Raw genomic sequence first — 18,106 nt, forward strand, 5'->3', positions numbered from 1 at the left:
ATGACTCGAGTAATTTCCGTAATTCAGTCGAAAGGCGGGACGGGAAAAACCACACTTTCGGTAATGCTCGCAGAGGCAATTCGGAAGATGGGCTATACGGTCGCAGTCGCAGACGGCGACCCCCAGCAATCTGCCACCCGATGGGCATCCAAAGTGGAGGATTTTCCATTTCCTATCGAATCTGTCCGCAGCTCAAGTGACTTCTCTGGAGTTGTCAGGAGGGGGAATAATCCGGACTTTCTTATAGTCGACACCCCTCCAGGTGGTCTAGCTTTCATAACCGAAAGCGCCGAGGCTGCCGATTTAGTTCTTCTTCCAACCGGTGTTTCCCCGATGGATATTGATCGAACGCAGGTAACGCTTTCTTGGCTAATAGAAAAGGGGATACCAACAGCGGTTGTTCTGTCGAATGTTGACAGGAGGGAAAAACTTCTAGATGAAGTCCATGCCGAGCTGGAGGGCGATGAGACTGCAGCGCTTGCTGAGACAGTCATCCCAACTAGGGCGGCTACACGTCGTGTTTTTGGAACAAAACCCAGTAGTACGAAGGTTTGGGATTCTTTGGCTCGAGAAGTAGTCGCAGCATTTGAGGATTAAGGGGTAAACGATGGCAATTCCAAAGGCTAAGAATAAGGCGCGGGAAGAATCGTCTGGGAATAGGTCGGAGAGCTCGCCTTCAACAAAGATGTTCGCTCAAGCTAATGATAAAGCGACACGTCTTCAGTTGTACGTCCGCGATCGGCAATTGATTAAAGAACTCAAACTTGCCGCAGTGGAAGAAGAGAAGAGTATCTCCCAGCTTTTTGAAGAGTGGGCAACACGATGGCTCGAGGAAAGACGCTGATTATCTGGCCTATATACCTACATACACATGTACTCATATAGGCATATACACATATACGCCTCTAGTGCTTTGGCTTCGCTGTTTTCTAGAGCTCTGGGCCTTGCTCTTCTTCAAGCTCATCAGCGGGTGCTTGTTCGTCGGTGGTGTCGCTGTCGCTGGTAACGCTTTGCTGCTTACCACCTAGGCCGAGGCTGGCGATAAAGTCCATGCTTGCTTGTGCGCCGGGGTGGAGCTTCGGTTCTGAGGTGTTTTCTTCGTCTGATTGTTGGGCAGTATCGTTCTCGTCCTTGTCGTCGTGGCTTTGAGGCTTCTCGGAGCCTTCATCTCCGAGTCCCAGACTTGCAATGAAGTCGAGGCTTGCTCGCGCACCCTCGTTCAGTCCGCCGGCGTCTTCGTCTTGGGAGTTATCGGTGTTGTCAGCTTCTGGGGTGGTCTCAGGTGCTGGTGGTTCTTCCTCCACCTCGTTGTAGGAGGTATCTGGCTCGTCATAGTCAGTGTTGTCTGGTTCGTAAGCAGCGGCGATGGTATCTGCCATCATGTCGCGGATTGCCTCTTGGGCAGGTTCATCTATGCCAAGGCGGCGTAGTTCGTAGGTGCGTTGTGCGGCTAGCAGGTTTACTTCATCGGCAATGTAGCCTGCATGGTCGGCAACATCGTGAGGGATTTCTTCTGCGCACAAGCGGGTAGCAATGTCGGCGCGGTCAGCCCAGTCCATCTTGTCGCGGCGGATAGTATCGAGACGCTGTTGAAGCCTCTGAGTGTGGTCATTGTCGTGTTGCGCGGCTTCGCGCAGGCGCTTGTCCCATTCTTCTTGGTCGTCGGCGCGGTAGCAGATTTCCTCCCACAAACCTGCCTCCGGCAAGTTAGCGCCGGTCTCTTCAATGGCCTGCTGGGCACGCTTGCGGCGCTGTTGCGCCTGTTCAAGACGCGTGTGCGCCTCGTCTATACGCTGTTGGTAGGTGCCATAGCCTGCAGCGTCGTGGTCGTAGGCCCGCTCGGCTACCGGGCGGGCGTAGTCTTCTGCCAGTAGGCGTTGGTGCTCAATGTCTGCCAGGGCAGCTTCTTCTTCACGAAGGGCCGCACTGTGGTCTGCCATGGCCTGCTCATAGGCGCGAATACGCGCAGCATCAAGACGCACCTGCTGGAAGTCAGCCTTTACCTCGTTGACAGCAGACTCCTTGTCCTCGTAGAGGCGAGTAGTAATACTTGCTTCCTGCCAAGTGAGCGATTCCACCTTGGAACTAGCAAAGCGTGCGTGCTCTGCCAGCACCTCCTGGTTGAGCCGGTTGAGGTTGTTTTCCTCGCCGGTAAGTCGGGTGGTCTCGGCATGGTCATAAGGGTTGTGGGCGCGCAGCCACGTATCGAGTTCCATGTCCGCATGCCTGGAGATAGGTGGTAGTTGGTTGCGTTTGCCCGTATCAAGCTGGCGGAGCTGTTCATCTAGGCGGTAGCGGATAAGCCGTGCCGGATCATGAGCATTGTCAATATCGCGAGTAGCCGCGTCCATGACGGTACGCGGGTCAATACCTGCATCAATAAGCTGTGCCCAACCATAGCGAATAGGTGCGACACCATCGTCGCTGGCTTCGATCTTTCTAGCAAGATCACCGGGCAGAGCGTCGATCCAGTCCGGCAGGTAAGCGTCGATGAAGTCGTTGGTGGCTTCATCTTTACCCATAAGCCACAGGCCCATCATGCGATCAGGTGAGGTCTGCTCGTCGACCACCTCGGCTATGACCTCGCGTGCGGCCTTCGGGCTGTTATCGCGCGAGATTGCCTTATTAAAGACGTCCCTGGCACTCGGGGCGTGGTCTATGCCCTGGTAGTGGTAGTGGCCTTCCTCGGCAAGTTCATCTAGCTGGTGCTCGGTGACCGCATAGATGTGGTTGGCAAGCTTGCCTCGGGTCAGTGCAACATACAGCCCTGCCCTATCGACGTGGTGGTCAATGACCGCGCGGGTGCAGTCCACGGTGCTGCCCTGGGCGCGGTGGACGGTAGCCGCATAGCCTAGCTGCACATTGTCGCGGACGTAGTCTGCTGGCAGGCACAGCGCCTCACCGGTTGCCTTGTTGCGGGCGGTGACACTACCGTCCTCGCAAATCCCGGTGACTGTCATAAGCGTGCCGTTGTTAATACGGGTACTGGTAGCAGTCTCGTCGTCGTAGAAAGTCTGGTTCTTGCGCGCCAGAATCGTATCGCCTAGACCGGCTTTTTCGCCTCTAGAAAGCTGGGCTTCCACGGTGGTGTCCACAATGCTGTGGGCGATGTAGTGGGCGCGGATTGTCTCGTTGAGTTCTGCCACATCGCGGTTGGTGGCAGCAATAAGAAGACTGGTTTTACCGCTAGAAATATCCCCCAGGTAGTCTGCTGCGGCCTTATCTAGCATGTCGCCGCGCGCGCCACCATTGACCCAACCACGCTCAGCGTAGAAGTCGAAAGTAGACGAATCACCCTCGCGCAAGCGCAAGCTGGTAGCAGATTGCTCACTATCTCCGCCGAAGCGCACGACTTCGGAAAGTTGATTATCTGTGCGGCCAGAAGCATTGACCATAGCGCCGAAAAGTCCGCCGTTTTCGACCGCACCGAGCTGTTTATGGTCACCAATAAAGCGCACGACTGCGCCTGCTTCCTCGGCAATTTCCAACAGTGACCCGATGTTAGGGGTCGAGGCCATGCCGGCCTCGTCGACGATGATCATGTCGCCGGAGTTAATGGATACTGGAAGGTCTTTTAGGCTATGGCCGGGCTTTGTGGGGTGGTTTCCGCGCCAGGTGTAGGTGAGTTTGTCGATGGTAAAAGCGTCAAAGCCTAAGTCTTTCGACAACACCTCTGCCGCCTGAGCAGACGGGGCCAGACCAATCACGTTGCCGCCTTCATTGGTCCACACATTGGCAACCAGACGCATAGATGCGGTCTTGCCGGTACCTGCCGGGCCTACGCCGGTAGCGGCCAGTGTGCCGCAGGTAAGCAGGTAGCGGGCCATGGATTCCTGCCCTGCATTAAGGCGGAACCCAGCCTGCGCTTCATGCTCATCCAGTGCCTTATCAATCGCTGCAGACGGTGCGAATGCAGCCACCGGCTCGTTCAGTGCGGCCAGTGCTTTGTCTTCGGTATCGAGGATGTCCTGGGTGGTATAAAGCTCGCTATCGGCGCGGGTATCGCGGGCTTTACCAGCCGTGTTCTTCAAGGCTTCGGGCAGTTCCAAGACGTCGAAATCATTCAAGGAAATGGCCTTATCGCGCACAATAGCCTCCACCACAGTGGCATGGATAAGGTCGCGCTCGGCCAGCGACGCGAAGCGATAGCCCTGGAGTTTTCCACCCGCAGCAGTCGCTACATGCGAGGCACGAAAGTAAGAGCGACGCCTGGTAACTGTGTCTAAAACCTCGTCAATAAGACCCGGAAGGTGTTCCTCTGCGTGGAAGACTGGGCGCTTATCACGGGCGTCTTCTGCGGCAAGTTGGGCGATGGCAGCGAGTTCTTCTGCCCCAGTATCACGCGCGGCAACTTCCGCTTTCCAGCCTGCGCGAAGCTCTGTAAGGCTTTCTGGTTCACGCTTCGCGTCACGGGTTTCCAAGATAGCTTCCTGCCACAAACGACCCACCTCAACCGAGTTTGGCGTTGTGCCGCGAGCGGCAACAAACTCTTCCACCAGTCGCTGATAGACCGGCTGTGCGCCGCGTCGACGCTTAGAAAACGACTCCATCAACGACTGCGAAATACCGTCGATCTCCCACGTGGGTTCCTTGTTGACCCCATGGTCGCAGGCGGTGAATGAGTAGCCCATCTCGTTAGAAAGCAGGGTGTTCAAGATGGAGTCATAGCGGTGCGAAATAGCCTGAGCCTGCTTGTGCAGCGCCTTGGAATCAAGCGATAGCCACCGTCCGTCTTCGGCTTGAACCTTGTTGGATACCAGCACGTGCGAGTGCAAATCAGGGTCTCCTGCGCGCGTATCGTAGTGCTTAAATTCGGACGCAATAACACCTTTTGTCTTAACTTGTTCACGCCCTTGCTTGCCAGATCGAGTGAAGAACACGTTGTCTTCTGCCCACGCAATAGCCTCCTTCACGGCCTGGTGATGAAACGCCTCAATGCGCCGCGCGGTCTTCTCATCAGACAGTGCCCACGCCACCGACACGGACTTAGCAGGCGAAAAAGTCAGGTCAAAACCCGACACAGACTGGCGCACATTGTCCTTTAACCCGTTAACCCAGTTGACGACTTCCCGGCCCGATTGCGGCTCGACGCCGTGTTCTTCAATGAAGAACTCCCGGCCAATATCCTGGACTAACTCGGCGCGTTCTTGCTTGCTCATCAACGTGCCAGTGGTCTGCCGGTGGCGGCGTTCCGCGTCACGCAAAGCGACCAAAACCGGAATGTCGTTGGTGAAGTTAGCAAACGGACGCCCCAGCTGGACGTCCTTGATTTTCTGCCCCTCGACTATCTTCATATCCGCATCTGGGTGCAGACCCTCGCCGTACAATGCGGCCATTTGAGACTCGGTAACTTCCCCACCTTCGGTGACCGTTTCGGTGTTCAACCCGGCCAAACCAGATCCTAACCAACGACCTGGCGGGGTTCCCTTCGCGTCGTAATACTTCGACAAACTTGGCGCATCTGTCGGCCCATCATTGGTAGCCACAGAGCGCAACAGGTACTCATAACCTGTTCCGCTATTGACTACGCGCAGGGTCATCATGCGCCCTAGTCTAGCAGCCAAAATCCGATTAACACTAAGAGTGCCAATAGTGTGTTGTGAAAAGGGCGCTCGCGTCCGCCGCTGCAGGTCTACAACGCTGTCGAAAGCCTGCAGGGATAGTCCGCTGATTGCTTCCGACTACGCCGAACTTCCCGCGTGGTGTTTGTGTCAGGAGTGGAGCGGTGCGTTCGCTGGCATTGTGGGTTTATGGTTACCGCAAGTAGAAGTTTGAAGAAGCGTCAGGAACTGCGTCAGCATCTCGAAGAGGAACAGCGTAAGCTTCGCGACCGGAAGAAGAGCATTAACTCGTTGCTTAGCCTTATTGATCTGCGAGACGAGTTGAACGAAAAGATTGGTGAAGTCTCACAGTCCATTATCGACCTAGGTGAAGCTAAGAAATTTGTGCGCGAGCTCGTCGGTGTGAGCCAGCGAGATTTCAACGCAATGCTCAAGACTGCTAAGGAGTCTTCTCCTAGTGTGAACGATTCACCTATAGAAGACGAGTCGCATACTGGCGACAGTGAGCGCCAGGACGATGACGAAGCCGCCAGCGCCCTTAGTGGCGCTGGCGGCGATGGTGACTATAAGAAGGGTGCCCAGTAGAAAGAAAGACAGTCTTCGGTGTTAGCGGCTGTGGTTACTGTTGCTCGTTCGGGTCGTAATACTCACCGGGGTTGGCGGGCGCGGCGTCATACGTGTTGGAGTAGGGCGAGTCGTTGGTCTCATCCGTGGCGCGCTCATAGTGGTCGGCCATGGAGCCAACCATCACGCCGAGGAAAGCGAGGAAGTACCAGGCGATTACTCTGCCTAGTGCTCTGATGATTCCTGTCCCCAATCCTGCGCTTCGTATCTGGGCAATGAGCATCCAGACCGACATGGCGATGAGTGCAGCTGGGGACATGGTTGGTAACCGATAAATGGCAGTACGTCCACGGAGGCGTCCTTCCTCTCTGCGGCGCGCGCCGCTCATGATGCTGCTAAAGAGTTTGAGAAAAACTCCTCCAGTCTTACGTATAGTAAACATTGTTTACAGAATGTCGATTAAATAATTCTATCGACAGTCCCAAGAGTGGCAGCAAGCGTAAACATTGTTTACGCTTGCTGCCAAGGAGAGGATACTGCATATGAAACAAGCACCCCACCCTTCCGGACGTGTGGTGTCTGTACGGATGCCAGATGAAATCATTGAACGACTCGACGCTCTCTGCGATAGGACAGGACGTAGTCGAGGTTTCTACTTAAAAATGGCTATTACAGCCATGCTTCCCAAACTAGAAGAATTCCATTGGAATCAAGTGGCTGCAGACTTCGAAGAGAAGACAATCAACAACCTGTTTAACCAAATAATGCTCAACGGGCTAAAAGACGAGTCCGAAGAACAAGAGTGATTCCACTAATGCCTTAGGTTCCGAGCAAGCTTCATCAAAGCAAACAGCCGATAAGGCTTCTTGGCAAGAGCCGCCACTATTACTAAATCTCCCAGTAAGTCACACTGATGTGATTTAATAGGCGGAGAAAATAAAAAGCCGCACCCCACACTCATGAGGTGCGCAGCGCGAGCGGCACACACCCTCGGTTCAAGTCCAGGGCGCGTACATTCCTCAAACGAGGAAACCCCCGCATCATCGAGCGGCAACTCTAGCGGGGGTCCAAAAGAAAATCGACACCGACCGTGTCGGTTAAGACTTTACCACTTCCCCACGGACAGTGAGCAAAGCACAACACGGTCGGTGCCGATAATCCGAAAGGAGACCACGGCACCATGCAGCCCCCACACAACCCCAATGAGCGCCGCGCCAAGCTCGAAGCAGTCAAAGAACTAGCCCGCAGGCAAGAACACGACGCCGCACAAGAACTCCTCCAAGCCCAAGACGTCGGCTACACCTCCAAGCTTTTTGTCCAAGCACTCTTCCCCTACCGCAAAACCGACGACGACAAGCGAGTTATCGAAACCCCCTCTGGAAAAATCGTCGTCTACTCAGACGAAGGACTACCCTACGGCAAGTACCCGCGCCTCATCATGGCCTACGTCATTACCCGAGCCGTAGCCAACGCAGGAAAAGTCAAAGACAGCACCCTAACCATCGACGAAGCCTGCCGCATTCCACTAGGCCACTCGATGAACCACTTCCTCCAAGCAATCGGAATTGGACAGCGTGGAACAGGAGGTAGCAAAGGAACGCTCACCATCGCACGTGAGCAACTTCTACGCCTCGCTGGTTCAATGATTACTGTAAAAAGCGACGACGGCGTTCACGCACGAGGACGCAACACCCAGATCATGGAGGACTGGGATCTCTGGTTCGACTCCCGCGACCCCAACCAGGGCAGCTTCGTTGAGTCTTACCTCAAACTCACGCCCCAGTTCTTCAAGCACATTGCAGAATCCCCCATCCCCATCGACCTCAACGTCCTACGTGAACTCAACAAACCACGAGCCATGGACCTCTACATCTGGCTCACGGTAAAACAGTACTGGCTGGCAAAAAACAACCGCGAAGCCTACACCTTCACCTGGGACATGATCGCCGCCAACTTCGCGACCAAAGAGCTAGAAACTTCCCAAGAAATAGCCAGCTTCCGACGCAATTTCAAAAGCGCCATATCGGACATCCTAAATGTATGGCCAGAAGCAGGCATTGAAGCCAGCACAGACGGAGTAACCGTCACCAGAACCGCCCCATCAGTTCAACAGAAACCACCGCGCCCCGAACTCGACTAAACCGAACACGAAAGACTAGCGCCCTACCGGGCGCTTTCTTTTTACCCAAAACAGCTTGCGCAGATTTACGCATACGCCTGCGCAGATTTACGCATACGAGCGTTTTCCAAGGTAAAGCTGCGCAGATTTACGCATACGAAAAAGAGGTCTGCGCAGATTTACGCATACGCCTGCGCAGATTTACGCATACGCCTGCGCAGATTTACGCATACGCCTGCGCAGATTTACGCATACAGAGCTAGTTATCCACAGGGTTTTACCTGCGGGTTTACCTATTTTCCCAGATGGCTTATAACTATATCCCTGTAGATCTATATGCCCAGCCGATCACCCAACAAAAAGACGTTTTTGTTGGTTACGGTTTATGCTCCCGCCTCGCCTGACGGCTCGTTGGGCTGCCGCCCAAATCAATAGATTTGGTTGCCACCAAACACCCCACAACAACCACAGTCCTACGACCCTCCACGTAGTTTTGTGCTTCTTGCAAACAAGGGTAAACCCCTGTACGACACACAGCGTGACAACCGAGGTGGTACTCGATGTACTACTTGTAGGTAGCAAGCGTACAATCGCACGCATTTTGCAGCACCGGACAATCCCGTTAATAACAGCGACTCCTACTTCGCTGGCCAGATATATTAACCGGACACGTTTATTGAACCTGAAGGTTGACCTTAACGCTGCGTCAGGGTTTACGTTTAGGGACATGCCAATCTCGATGATCGACAGCGCCACGGGAATGCGCACGATGTTGGATAGCCCTCCGGGACAGTGGCAGGATGCCGCTCGTAAATTATGGGAGCCTATGGCTGGCATGTATTTCTTCATTCCAGGCGGTCTCGATATGGCTGCCGTGCACAGTCAGAACTTCGGATTCGGCCCGGATTCCTCACGTCAGCAGGTAGATGATGCGCTCTGCAAATTGGAGGAGGCCAACGCTTGGTCTCGAGTTGAGCAAGCTCTCGCTAAAGGGGTTCAATACTTGGCGACTGCTAACCCAGGACTCATGATTCCTGACCTCACTGTGCTTCTAGTGTTAGGTGATCCTTCCAACGAGCACTTCATGGACGAAGTTCGAGGCCTGTCGGCCTTCGGTGGGATCAGTGGCTACATTGCCATCACCATCTGGCCGACTGAGGAAGTTCTCCATCGTCTAGAAGCGATTGCCCTACACGAGTTGCGCCACAACGTCCGATATTCAGCTGACGGCATCGTATGGGACCCGCAGACAGTGACCGTCGGTGAGCACGTCGTGGCCGAGGGACTAGCTGTACTGACCGGAGAGGTTGATCGACCCATACTTAGTCAGCGCGGAAGGTGCGCCGGTAGTTCGTGGGAGTCACGTCGATCTCTCGACGCAGGTGACGCCGTAGCGTGCTTGCTGTTCCCAAGCCGGTGCGCTGCGCAATGACGTCCATTGGCAGGCTGCTGTTTTCCAGTAGGCGTCGGGCAGCAAGAACCCGCTGGTGCAGGATCCATTGCAGAGGGGTCTGTCCCGTCTCAGCAACGAAGCGCCGCGCGAGCTGCCGTTCGGACAAGTGCGCATGGCGCGCCAGATCGGCGACGCTGAGCCTCTGCTCGAGGTGGTCCACGATCCAGTCGGTGAGCTCGGCGAAACCGTGTGTCGTGGGAGCTGCCGCTGGCTCGATGTATTGGGCCTGGCCGCCTGCTCGGTGGGGCGGTACCACCATGCGGCGGGCAATACGGGCGGCGACCCGCTCCCCAAGGTCCCTGCGCACCAGGTGCAGGCATAGGTCGATTCCGGCGGCCACGCCGGCACTGGTGGCGACCTGTCCGTGGTCCACGTAGAGCACATCGGGCTGCACCGTGATTTCGGGGTACAACCGCTGCAACTCCCCGGCGTCCTGCCAGTGCGTGGTGGCGGTCAGCCCGTCAAGGAGCCCGGTTGCAGCGAGGGCAAAGGCGCCAGTGCACACCGACGCGACTCTCGTGCCGCGCTGGTAGGCGTTGCGGAGCACCCTCAGCGTGTCGTCATGAGGACGGTGATGGGGCCGGTAGCCAGGGATGATGACCGTGCGGGCGTGGGCCAACGCATCCAGGTCATGGACGGCGCCGATGCTGAATCCGCTGGAGGTCATGACGTCATCACCGTCGGGCGCCGCCACCGCGAAGGTGTACTCCTCTTCGGCGGGATGCCCGAAGACCTGGGCAACCGTCGACAGGTCGAAGGCGACCACTCCGGGCAGGGCGAGGGCGACGACGTGGTGTGGCACGCACCGATTATGGCAGGAATTGCACGCACTACGTCATTCCTGCCGCTCGCACCGGGCAAGGCGCCCCGGTAGGGTTGATGCCATGAGCAAGCGCATCGTGATCGACCTGTTCGACGGTACGGAGGAACTCGACGCCGTCGGCCCGTGGGAAGTGCTGTCGTACTGGACTCAGACATATCCGGCCGATGGTTGGCGGGTGGACCTGGCCACGGATGACGGCCAGCCCCGCCGCTGCGCCAAGGGACTCCAGGTGGTTCCCACCGCAGCCAAGGCAGCGGTGCCGCGCCCGGACCTCATCGTGGAGCCGGGAGGACGCGGCACCAGGGCACGCCTTGCGGACACTGACCACCTGCGGTGGCTGTGCGACGCCGCCGAGAGCGGTGCCCTGGTGAGCAGTGTCTGCGCCGGGGCCCTGATACTTGCCGCCGCAGGGCTCCTGCACGCACGCCCGGCTACCACGTACCACGCAAGGTTCGACGAGCTACTCGCCCTCGACCCGACCATCACGCCATGCCCCGACCAGCGCTGGGTCGACGATGGGCAGATCGTCACCGCGGCCGGCGTCTCGGCGGGCATCGACATGGCCCTCCACCTCGTCGGTCGACTCGCCGGCCCCGGCCGCGCCCGACAGGTAAAGGACGGCATCGAGTACCACCCGGCGCCGCCCACATGGTCAACGCCCACACACCACTGACACATCCCCTTCCCAGAGCAAGGAGCCATCACATGACCGAAACCCGTAAACCCACCCCGCCGTTCACCGCCGAAACCGCCGCCCTCAAGGTGCAGGCCGCCGAGGACGCGTGGAACACACGCGACCCCGAGAAGGTCGCGCAGGCCTACAGCGTCGACACCGTCTGGCGAAACCGTGACCAGACGATCACCGGCCGCGACCAGGTGATCGCCTTCCTCACCGACAAGTGGGATCGGGAACTCGGCTACCAACTCCGCAAGAACCTGTGGGCGTTCACCGACGACCAGATCGCCGTGCGATTCCAGTACGAATGGCACGACCATGACGGCCAGTGGTGGCGCTCCTACGGCAACGAACTGTGGCGCTTCGACGCGCACGGCTACATGACCCATCGCGAAGCCAGCATCAACGACCGTCCCATCAGCCAGGAGGAGCGACGCGTCACCCCAGGCCAGGGCGAGCTTCCCACCTGGTAACACCCCACCATCCCGCGACCGGATGTCCCTGTCTGTCGAGATGACGCGCGGTGCATGCCCCGGGGCTGGACCATCCGCGTAACAGCACCAACCAGCTGGCCGGCGACCGTAAGGTCGTCGGCCGCTTTCGCATCCGAAAGGCTCTACGTGTCCCACCCCAACGCCGCTCTCACGCCCCGGCACCGCCTGATCGTCGGCCGTCTCGTGGTCGACGATGGCTTCCCGATCAGCGAGGTCGCCGCCCGCTTCCAGGTCTCCTGGCCCACCGTGAAGCGCTGGGCCGACCGCTACCGCACCGGCCAGTCCATGCAGGACCGCTCCTCACGGCCCCGCCGGTCGCCGAACAAGACCAGCCACGCAACTGCGAAGCGCTGCATCCGGCTTCGCCTCCGACTGCGCGAAGGCCCGGTCCAGCTCGCCTGCCGGCTCGGGATCGCACCGTCCACGGTCCACCGGATCCTGGTCGACGCCCGGCTGAACCGGCTCTCCCACGTCGACCGCGCCACCGGGGAGCCCGTCCGCCGCTACGAGCACGACCACCCCGGCGCGATGCTCCACGTCGACGTGAAGAAGCTCGGCAACATCCCCGACGGTGGAGGCTGGCGCTACGTCGGCCGCCAGCAGGGCGAGAAGAACCGCGCCGCCACCCCGGGCAAGCCCAAGAACAAGTACAGCGACCCGTTGATGGGCAAGGCCTACGTCCACACCGTCATCGACGACCATTCCCGCGTCGCCTACGCCGAGAGCCACGACGACGAAACCGCCCTCACCGCCACCGCGGTCCTCGTTCGGGCCGTCGAGTGGTTCAACGCCCGCGGCGTCACCGTCGAGCGGGTCCTGTCCGACAACGGCGGCGCGTACCGCTCACACCTGTGGCGAGACACCTGCCACGAGCTCGGCATCCGGCACAAGCGCACCAGGCCCTATCGGCCGCAGACCAACGGGAAGATCGAACGCTTCCACCGCACCCTGGCCGACGGCTGGGCCTACGCCCGCTGCTACACCAGCGAGACCGAACGCCGCGGAGAACTCGACGGCTGGCTGCACTACTACAACCACCACCGGCCCCACACCGCTTGCGGGAACCAGCCGCCGTTCTCACGATTGACCAACGTCCCCGATCAGTACAACTAGCCGACCTGTTTGCTGCCCAGTTCTACGGCCAGCGTGGATATACTCACTTCGTCACCGACCAAACCAGATCGAGAGAAGATGTACTAAGACGGGTCGTCGAGGGCTTGGATGTGACAGGCATGCAGGACTTCGCCGCATGGGTGCTTGGAGATTCGAGCGCCCGTCTGATGGGATCGAAACCGGTCGGGCTACCCACCGGAGCTGGTTGCGCCGCAGGGGCTCGTATCACCAAAGCCTACATGGATAAGACAGGTCGGACGGCCGCCGAGTGTGTCACCACACCTGCCGCTGAAATCTTAAATGTTGCCTTGCCACAATTAGGCCTGACGCGACACGACAGCTGACAAGAAACACCTGGTATGTCTTGCCGTAGGGCAGGACATACCAGGTGTTTTTAGGGCTGCTGCGTGGTGAGCTTTTCGTAATTGGCAAACAACAGCTCCTGGCACTGCCGGACGGTCGTGAGCTTACGGGAAGCGCCAAATGCCTTATCCACCTCACGGTCAAGCGCGTCATGCGCCTTGATGAGTTCCGGGGCTATGGCGAGTGGGTTGTAGTGCTCGGCCAGCGAGCGCTCTGGGTGCAGCGCGCGGGCATCGAGCACCTTCTTGCCTGCCTTAATAATGCGCTGCCGTGTTTTCTCGTGAGAGTGTCTGATGGTTTGTGTGTGGGTTCCCAACCTGCATGAGGAGATGGACCAGAATGACTACTGTGGCACGACGAGATCCGGCTGATAAGGCCAAGATTGATGCGATTGAAAAGAAGCTGCTTGCTAACCCTGAAATCGCGAAGCTGATTGATGACCTAGGCACATCCACAACGGATGCCAACGACCTGGTTCGCGGCATGTTGCAGGCCTCGATTACCAGGGGACTCAACGCTGAGATGGATGCGCATTTGGGCTACGAGTCTGGCGACAGGAGCGCTAAAGCTGCTGCTGGGACAGACAATCACCGCAACGGGTCGTATCCAAAGACCGTGGATTCTAACTACGGGCCAGTTACCGTTGATGTCCCGAGGGATCGGGCGGGAACATTCTTGCCGACTATGGTCCCTAAAGGCGCGAGGAGATTGACTGATGTCGATGACATGATCGTCAGCTTGTACGCCGGTGGGATGACAATTAGGGATATCCAGCACCATATGGCAACTGCGATGCGTGTTGATGTTTCCCATGAGACGATTTCCGCAGTCACCGATGCCGTCCTCGATGAGGTCATGGTCTGGCAAAACCGCCAGCTAGATGAGTTCTACCCGGTCATTTTCCTGGATGCGTTGCGCATTAAAGTCCGCGACGGTGGCCGAGTGGTCAACAAGTCCGCGTACATGGCTATCGGTGTGGATCTTGACGGTATCAAGCACATTTTGGGATTGTGGATTGCCAAAGAAGAAGGCGCTTCATTTTGGGCGCAGGTATGCGCCAATCTTTCTAACCGTGGGGTCAAAGACGTCTTTATCGTCTGCTGTGACGGGCTTAAAGGCCTGCCTGAAGCAGTCGAGGCAACCTGGCCGAACTCTATGGTGCAAACCTGTATCGTGCACCTGATTCGTGCAGCTAACCGGTGGGTAGCCTACGGGGATCGCCGGGGCGTATCGGCCGCGTTGAAAAAGATTTACACCGCCGCGGACGAACCCACAGCTAAGGTTGCTTTAGACGAATTTGAAGCCTCTGAATTGGGAGAAAAGTATCCACGCTCAGTCAAGGTCTGGCGAGATGCATGGGCGCGTTTCGTACCGTTTCTACAGTTCCCACCAGCGGCCAGAAAGGTTATCTATACGACGAATTCGATTGAATCATTCAACAATGAACTGCGTAAAGCTACCCGCAACAGGGTGCAGTTCACCAACGATGAATCAGCGCTCAAGACGCTGTGGTTGATGATCTGCAACATTGAAGATAAACGAGCGGCAAAGAGGGCAAAGCAAGGCAAACGAGTCTCAGCGACAGCCGGCAGACTCATGGAAGGAGCCCGAGTTTCCGGCTGGAAACAAGCCATTAACCAGATGGCCGTGGCCTACCCCGACCGCTTCGACAAATACCTATAAACCTAGCCCCACACACAAACAACTTGACACGCTCTTTCTCGTCGAACTCTGGCACGGGGAACGTGTACCACGTCAGAGTTGATCCGAAGCGGAGATCGGATTTAATTCGTCCTTCAATTGTTTATTACGTGGCAAAACAAACAATTGAAGGACGAAATCAAAGAGAATTGAAGACCTTCTGGGTCAGGTAGAACGAAGTTCGCGTCTCCAGCTAAAACGCAGAGCGCTTGAATTTACGCAAAGAAACAACACTTACGAAAAAAGAAACCGCGCTTAATAGTAATGGAATACGGCCGGGTGGAACCTCTAAAGCGAAAAGAAGGAGTTTCCAATTTGTATCAGACAATGATGGCCAAAGAGCAGTTTGTAAGACAAGCTGTGCTACAAGCGACAAAGCAAGTGTATCCACACCCACATATCTACCTATAAGAAGCGTCAAACCTGTAAGAACAGTAGATACATAAGCAAATCTAGTGCTTCCTATGCCGCAAAGGGAAAATACCCAAGGAATAATCCATAAAGTTACGAGGACTATACCGTCAATAAACAGCCAATTCCGTGAAGCTTGCGCTTCTAACCTGGAAATCTGATTTCTGAAAAAAATCACTGGCAATGCGGCGTAAGAAAACGAACATAAAGTGCCAACGTTTGCTCCAGCGGTATCAGCGAGCCAAGGGATATTTAGTAACCATCCCTCAGCAAAAGCAAGAACAAAGCCGATAAACAGCACCATGACTAAAACAGTAATTAGCCTATGCCCACGGCAGTACAAGAATGCGTATGATGTCATGAGCTAATTGCTAACTCTGCACACAGTGTGCTCGATACGCTGAACAACATCTTCAACGTTAACTTGTCGATTAGGCTCCCAAGGAAGACCACTAAGCGTAATTCCCAAATCTTTCGCCGGAATTCCGCAGATTTTAGCGTCTGAACGAATCAGTTCTGCAGATCCAGCTTGATCCACGAACTCTCCAACTATCCCCTCTACCGTGGATTGGCCGCTTAAACTTAAATGCTCTTCCGAAAAATCTCCCCACATCACAGGACGTTCTGAAAAATCTCTCCACTCAGTGGGTGCTATTTTAGAGAAAGCATCCCTCGCCTGGATATTAAGTAATATATTTTCGCTAGGAATTTCAGGCCATGCGCATACATTAGAAGAGCAAACAAGCTGACGAGAATCTCTTTGTGCAAGGCCAAACTCTGTGAGTTGCTGCGCCCAAGCAAAAGAACCGATAAGACAGAGAAGCCCTAAAAAGAAAGTTAACATATACATTTTACTACTGTGCCTAAACAGTGCCGCAACCGAGACTATGGTCAGTGTAGCTCCGATAATCCCTGCAATTGCTGTCCCAATTGCTTTCACATCTAGCGTTGCATCATAAGAACAGCACGCTAAAAAATCACCAGTTATATGTCTTAGGGCTCCAGGAGAAGTGGCTGGAACTACCGCATACCACGTATATGCAAGCGCAGCTGATACAGACACTGATATCAGTGGTTTAAACGAAAAACCAAGTGCACTTCCGATTAGCGTCCAACAGATGCCGACGATGGACGAGTAAGCCAGCATAACCCAAAAGATTAAAGAGCCGAACAGCGCAGAATCAGTACTTTGTGAAAGACTTGCTAATACATAGCCAAGGGGAAAAATCAGCGACCATGCAAACATTCGGTTCACATAAATACGAACTACAGATTTTCTCCCCATCTGCACTAGAGGACGAAAACGTGATGCTTCCCATGCCATTGCGGCAGAAACCGCAGGAGCAATTACGAAGAACACCAGTGTAGATTGAGCAGCATTCGACTCATAGTATGGCGTCTTTCCTAATTCCGAAATAGGAACTGCGCTAAGGATTAGCCCAATAAGGCAAATCCATAATGATGGACGACGAAGCCAGTGTTTAACGCCGAAATTAGGAATCACTGTAGTTTCCTCTCCGTACAAGAGATCGTGAGAGAATATGCGCTGGGGTATTTCCCGACTCTGTAGCTAGCTGTACAAAATCTTGCCGTGAACCATCGAAATGTAGCTTCCCCTTATCAAGAACAAGGACACGCTCGAAAGGTCTCTGTAGTTCGCCGGCATCATGCGTTGAGACAACTAGGTTATGCCCTCTATCCACAATCCGTTGATATACCTCAGTGACATGTTCTTTGTTGAGTGGATCAAGTGCCGCACTAGGTTCATCAAGCAGTAATGTTTCCGCCCCAGAGTTCAACGCAGTGGCGATCGCTAGCCTAGAGCGTTCTCCGCCGCTAAGACTTTCGCACCGTTGACTAGACACTCTTGACAAATCTACAAAATCTAGCCAATCTAAGCTTTCTTTCTTTGCAGTCTTTTTATCTCGTCCGAACAACCAAGCAACATAAGCGCAGTACTCACTAGAGGTGAAACCGGTAATAGGGTTAAATTTCTGCTCCACTATAGATATAGATCCTTCCCTCAGGACTGTTCCTTCCTTCGGAGAAGAATCTGATGCAAGAGCAGAAAAAAGCGTTGATTTCCCAGCACCATTAGCCCCCAGTAGAAGCGTGGGGCGTTCATCTATCACCAGCTGCGGTATATCCAGAATTGTTTTATTTGAACGCCGTACCCTTAGTGCATTAACCTGGATGGTCGCTACCATACAAATTTCATCCACTTGATGGTCAAGTGGTTCCAATCAAATGTATGGATATCAGCATGATACTTTCCTGCAGCCTGGCGCCCCCACCCGCCTCGGTCCCATCCCCCATAGCATCTATTGAACGCACGCGATCCTAGGTCGGGGTCCGGCCTCTTAGAAAGCTCTCGGCGCAGGGTCATCTCAACTTTTCCAGGAGATCCTGGTGTAGCATTTGAGCAGGTAGCTGCTGTAATCTCCGTGTTGTAACCATCAATGTTTCGATCGGTCCAGCCACGAGTCCTGTATTTATCGCGAACCCCGTTAACACTGGTTTCAAAGTGTCCCTCCGCGTTCGCTGGAGCAGCGAACATAGAAACCGCCAAGGCAGTAACTAGCCCTGCTGCAATTTTCTTCTTCACAGTACTTTTCCTTTCGAAAGTTAAGCACGCCAAAATCGGCCTCGCCTTTATGCGTCTGTCTCAAGCTCTAAGTGTTGGATGGCTTTTACCTATGCCTGAAACAGTTTTACCTTAACTTATCCGTTTATAGTATGCACAGCCCGCAGTAAAGATATTTTAATTAATTACCCCAAATTACCCCTTATCCCCAAGTTTTATCCACCTCTAAAGTGCATGTTCATAT

Annotated in this window: 19 protein-coding genes; 11 read left to right on the plus strand and 8 right to left on the minus strand. The window is 55.3% G+C overall.

Annotated features, from left to right (window positions below; genetic code table 11):
* Positions 1 to 597: a ParA family protein gene (locus ACLI1L_RS12480; RefSeq protein WP_086892521.1), complete on the plus strand. Its 597-nt coding sequence runs from the start codon at positions 1 to 3 to the stop codon at positions 595 to 597.
* Between the two features lie 10 nt (positions 598 to 607).
* A complete protein-coding gene (locus ACLI1L_RS12485) occupies positions 608 to 844 on the plus strand; it encodes a peptide transporter (protein WP_239230422.1) in 237 nt (78 codons plus the stop codon).
* Between the two features lie 85 nt (positions 845 to 929).
* On the opposite strand, the gene mobF is transcribed toward ACLI1L_RS12485, so the two are convergent.
* Positions 930 to 5,543: a MobF family relaxase gene (gene mobF / locus ACLI1L_RS12490; RefSeq protein WP_411708394.1), complete on the minus strand. Its 4,614-nt coding sequence runs from the start codon at positions 5,541 to 5,543 to the stop codon at positions 930 to 932.
* 228 nt (positions 5,544 to 5,771) lie between these two features.
* Between mobF and ACLI1L_RS12495 the strand changes: the two genes are divergently transcribed.
* The gene (locus ACLI1L_RS12495) at positions 5,772 to 6,146 is read left to right on the plus strand and encodes a 3-deoxy-D-manno-octulosonate 8-phosphate phosphatase (RefSeq protein ID WP_411708395.1); all 375 of its coding nucleotides are present in this window, start codon (positions 5,772 to 5,774) and stop codon (positions 6,144 to 6,146) included.
* 34 nt (positions 6,147 to 6,180) lie between these two features.
* Here ACLI1L_RS12495 and ACLI1L_RS12500 read toward each other — a convergent pair whose 3' ends face one another.
* Positions 6,181 to 6,444, minus strand: coding sequence for a hypothetical protein (locus tag ACLI1L_RS12500; protein WP_157420840.1), 264 nt, complete (start codon positions 6,442 to 6,444; stop codon positions 6,181 to 6,183).
* Between the two features lie 223 nt (positions 6,445 to 6,667).
* Here ACLI1L_RS12500 and ACLI1L_RS12505 point away from each other — a divergent pair, with 223 nt between their 5' ends.
* The 3 genes from ACLI1L_RS12505 to ACLI1L_RS12515 all read left to right on the plus strand — a co-directional run bounded on the left by ACLI1L_RS12505 (position 6,668) and on the right by ACLI1L_RS12515 (position 9,676).
* Entirely contained in the window at positions 6,668 to 6,931 is a 264-nt protein-coding gene (locus ACLI1L_RS12505; protein ID WP_086892526.1) for a ribbon-helix-helix protein, CopG family, read from the plus strand.
* A gap of 374 nt (positions 6,932 to 7,305) precedes the next feature.
* Positions 7,306 to 8,265 (plus strand): replication protein RepA, encoded by a 960-nt coding sequence (locus tag ACLI1L_RS12510; protein ID WP_411708396.1) that lies wholly within the window; start codon positions 7,306 to 7,308, stop codon positions 8,263 to 8,265.
* Between the two features lie 1,006 nt (positions 8,266 to 9,271).
* The gene (locus ACLI1L_RS12515; RefSeq protein ID WP_411708409.1) at positions 9,272 to 9,676 is read left to right on the plus strand and encodes a DUF2268 domain-containing putative Zn-dependent protease; all 405 of its coding nucleotides are present in this window, start codon (positions 9,272 to 9,274) and stop codon (positions 9,674 to 9,676) included.
* Here ACLI1L_RS12515 and ACLI1L_RS12520 read toward each other — a convergent pair.
* Positions 9,567 to 10,499 carry a GlxA family transcriptional regulator gene (locus ACLI1L_RS12520; protein ID WP_259851270.1) on the minus strand — a complete coding sequence of 311 codons (933 nt, stop codon included), beginning with the start codon at positions 10,497 to 10,499 and terminating at the stop codon, positions 9,567 to 9,569. The genes ACLI1L_RS12515 and ACLI1L_RS12520 overlap by 110 nt on opposite strands.
* Positions 10,500 to 10,581: 82 nt before the next feature.
* Here ACLI1L_RS12520 and ACLI1L_RS12525 point away from each other — a divergent pair, with 82 nt between their 5' ends.
* The 4 genes from ACLI1L_RS12525 to ACLI1L_RS12540 all read left to right on the plus strand — a co-directional run bounded on the left by ACLI1L_RS12525 (position 10,582) and on the right by ACLI1L_RS12540 (position 13,147).
* Positions 10,582 to 11,193, plus strand: coding sequence for a DJ-1/PfpI family protein (locus ACLI1L_RS12525; RefSeq protein ID WP_259851271.1), 612 nt, complete (start codon positions 10,582 to 10,584; stop codon positions 11,191 to 11,193).
* A gap of 32 nt (positions 11,194 to 11,225) precedes the next feature.
* On the plus strand, positions 11,226 to 11,669 hold the full coding sequence (locus tag ACLI1L_RS12530; protein WP_142093233.1) for a nuclear transport factor 2 family protein: 444 nt from the start codon (positions 11,226 to 11,228) through the stop codon (positions 11,667 to 11,669).
* A 147-nt stretch (positions 11,670 to 11,816) separates the two neighbouring features.
* A complete protein-coding gene (locus tag ACLI1L_RS12535; RefSeq protein ID WP_411708397.1) occupies positions 11,817 to 12,803 on the plus strand; it encodes an IS481 family transposase in 987 nt (328 codons plus the stop codon).
* The gene (locus tag ACLI1L_RS12540) at positions 12,746 to 13,147 is read left to right on the plus strand and encodes a DUF2268 domain-containing putative Zn-dependent protease (RefSeq protein WP_411708398.1); all 402 of its coding nucleotides are present in this window, start codon (positions 12,746 to 12,748) and stop codon (positions 13,145 to 13,147) included. The genes ACLI1L_RS12535 and ACLI1L_RS12540 overlap by 58 nt, the downstream gene beginning before the upstream one ends.
* A gap of 50 nt (positions 13,148 to 13,197) precedes the next feature.
* Here the strand turns inward: ACLI1L_RS12540 and ACLI1L_RS12545 are convergent, their stop codons facing one another.
* On the minus strand, positions 13,198 to 13,482 hold the full coding sequence (locus tag ACLI1L_RS12545) for a type IIL restriction-modification enzyme MmeI (RefSeq protein ID WP_411708399.1): 285 nt from the start codon (positions 13,480 to 13,482) through the stop codon (positions 13,198 to 13,200).
* A 23-nt stretch (positions 13,483 to 13,505) separates the two neighbouring features.
* Between ACLI1L_RS12545 and ACLI1L_RS12550 the strand changes: the two genes are divergently transcribed.
* Complete coding sequence (locus tag ACLI1L_RS12550) at positions 13,506 to 14,849, plus strand: IS256 family transposase (RefSeq protein ID WP_302258674.1); 1,344 nt, start codon at positions 13,506 to 13,508, stop codon at positions 14,847 to 14,849.
* Between the two features lie 211 nt (positions 14,850 to 15,060).
* On the opposite strand, the gene ACLI1L_RS12555 is transcribed toward ACLI1L_RS12550, so the two are convergent.
* Genes ACLI1L_RS12555 through ACLI1L_RS12570 form a run of 4 tightly spaced genes read right to left on the minus strand, consistent with a single transcriptional unit; the run spans position 15,061 to position 17,883 of the window.
* Positions 15,061 to 15,582: a hypothetical protein gene (locus ACLI1L_RS12555; protein ID WP_293823972.1), complete on the minus strand. Its 522-nt coding sequence runs from the start codon at positions 15,580 to 15,582 to the stop codon at positions 15,061 to 15,063.
* Between the two features lie 60 nt (positions 15,583 to 15,642).
* Positions 15,643 to 16,782: a hypothetical protein gene (locus ACLI1L_RS12560; RefSeq protein WP_411706757.1), complete on the minus strand. Its 1,140-nt coding sequence runs from the start codon at positions 16,780 to 16,782 to the stop codon at positions 15,643 to 15,645.
* Positions 16,772 to 17,485 (minus strand): ATP-binding cassette domain-containing protein, encoded by a 714-nt coding sequence (locus ACLI1L_RS12565; protein ID WP_259887946.1) that lies wholly within the window; start codon positions 17,483 to 17,485, stop codon positions 16,772 to 16,774. Before ACLI1L_RS12565 ends, ACLI1L_RS12560 begins: the two co-directional genes overlap by 11 nt.
* Positions 17,479 to 17,883: a hypothetical protein gene (locus tag ACLI1L_RS12570; RefSeq protein WP_411708400.1), complete on the minus strand. Its 405-nt coding sequence runs from the start codon at positions 17,881 to 17,883 to the stop codon at positions 17,479 to 17,481. The genes ACLI1L_RS12565 and ACLI1L_RS12570 overlap by 7 nt, the downstream gene beginning before the upstream one ends.
* Positions 17,884 to 18,106: the final 223 nt, after the last annotated feature.

It is taken from the genome of Corynebacterium sp. LaCa117 (assembly GCF_046717765.1).
In the GTDB taxonomy this organism is placed as follows: Bacteria; Actinomycetota; Actinomycetes; order Mycobacteriales; family Mycobacteriaceae; genus Corynebacterium; species Corynebacterium kefirresidentii.

Coding starts and splice junctions, on each gene's coding strand:
- mobF (WP_411708394.1), bottom strand. CDS start 5,543: ATGATGACCCTGCGCGTAGTCAATAGCGGAACAGGTTATGAGTACCTG.
- ACLI1L_RS12525 (WP_259851271.1), top strand. CDS start 10,582: ATGAGCAAGCGCATCGTGATCGACCTGTTCGACGGTACGGAGGAACTC.
- ACLI1L_RS12500 (WP_157420840.1), bottom strand. CDS start 6,444: ATGTCCCCAGCTGCACTCATCGCCATGTCGGTCTGGATGCTCATTGCC.
- ACLI1L_RS12555 (WP_293823972.1), bottom strand. CDS start 15,582: ATGGTGCTGTTTATCGGCTTTGTTCTTGCTTTTGCTGAGGGATGGTTA.
- ACLI1L_RS12515 (WP_411708409.1), top strand. CDS start 9,272: ATGATTCCTGACCTCACTGTGCTTCTAGTGTTAGGTGATCCTTCCAAC.
- ACLI1L_RS12485 (WP_239230422.1), top strand. CDS start 608: ATGGCAATTCCAAAGGCTAAGAATAAGGCGCGGGAAGAATCGTCTGGG.
- ACLI1L_RS12530 (WP_142093233.1), top strand. CDS start 11,226: ATGACCGAAACCCGTAAACCCACCCCGCCGTTCACCGCCGAAACCGCC.
- ACLI1L_RS12565 (WP_259887946.1), bottom strand. CDS start 17,485: ATGGTAGCGACCATCCAGGTTAATGCACTAAGGGTACGGCGTTCAAAT.
- ACLI1L_RS12510 (WP_411708396.1), top strand. CDS start 7,306: ATGCAGCCCCCACACAACCCCAATGAGCGCCGCGCCAAGCTCGAAGCA.
- ACLI1L_RS12505 (WP_086892526.1), top strand. CDS start 6,668: ATGAAACAAGCACCCCACCCTTCCGGACGTGTGGTGTCTGTACGGATG.
- ACLI1L_RS12480 (WP_086892521.1), top strand. CDS start 1: ATGACTCGAGTAATTTCCGTAATTCAGTCGAAAGGCGGGACGGGAAAA.
- ACLI1L_RS12550 (WP_302258674.1), top strand. CDS start 13,506: ATGACTACTGTGGCACGACGAGATCCGGCTGATAAGGCCAAGATTGAT.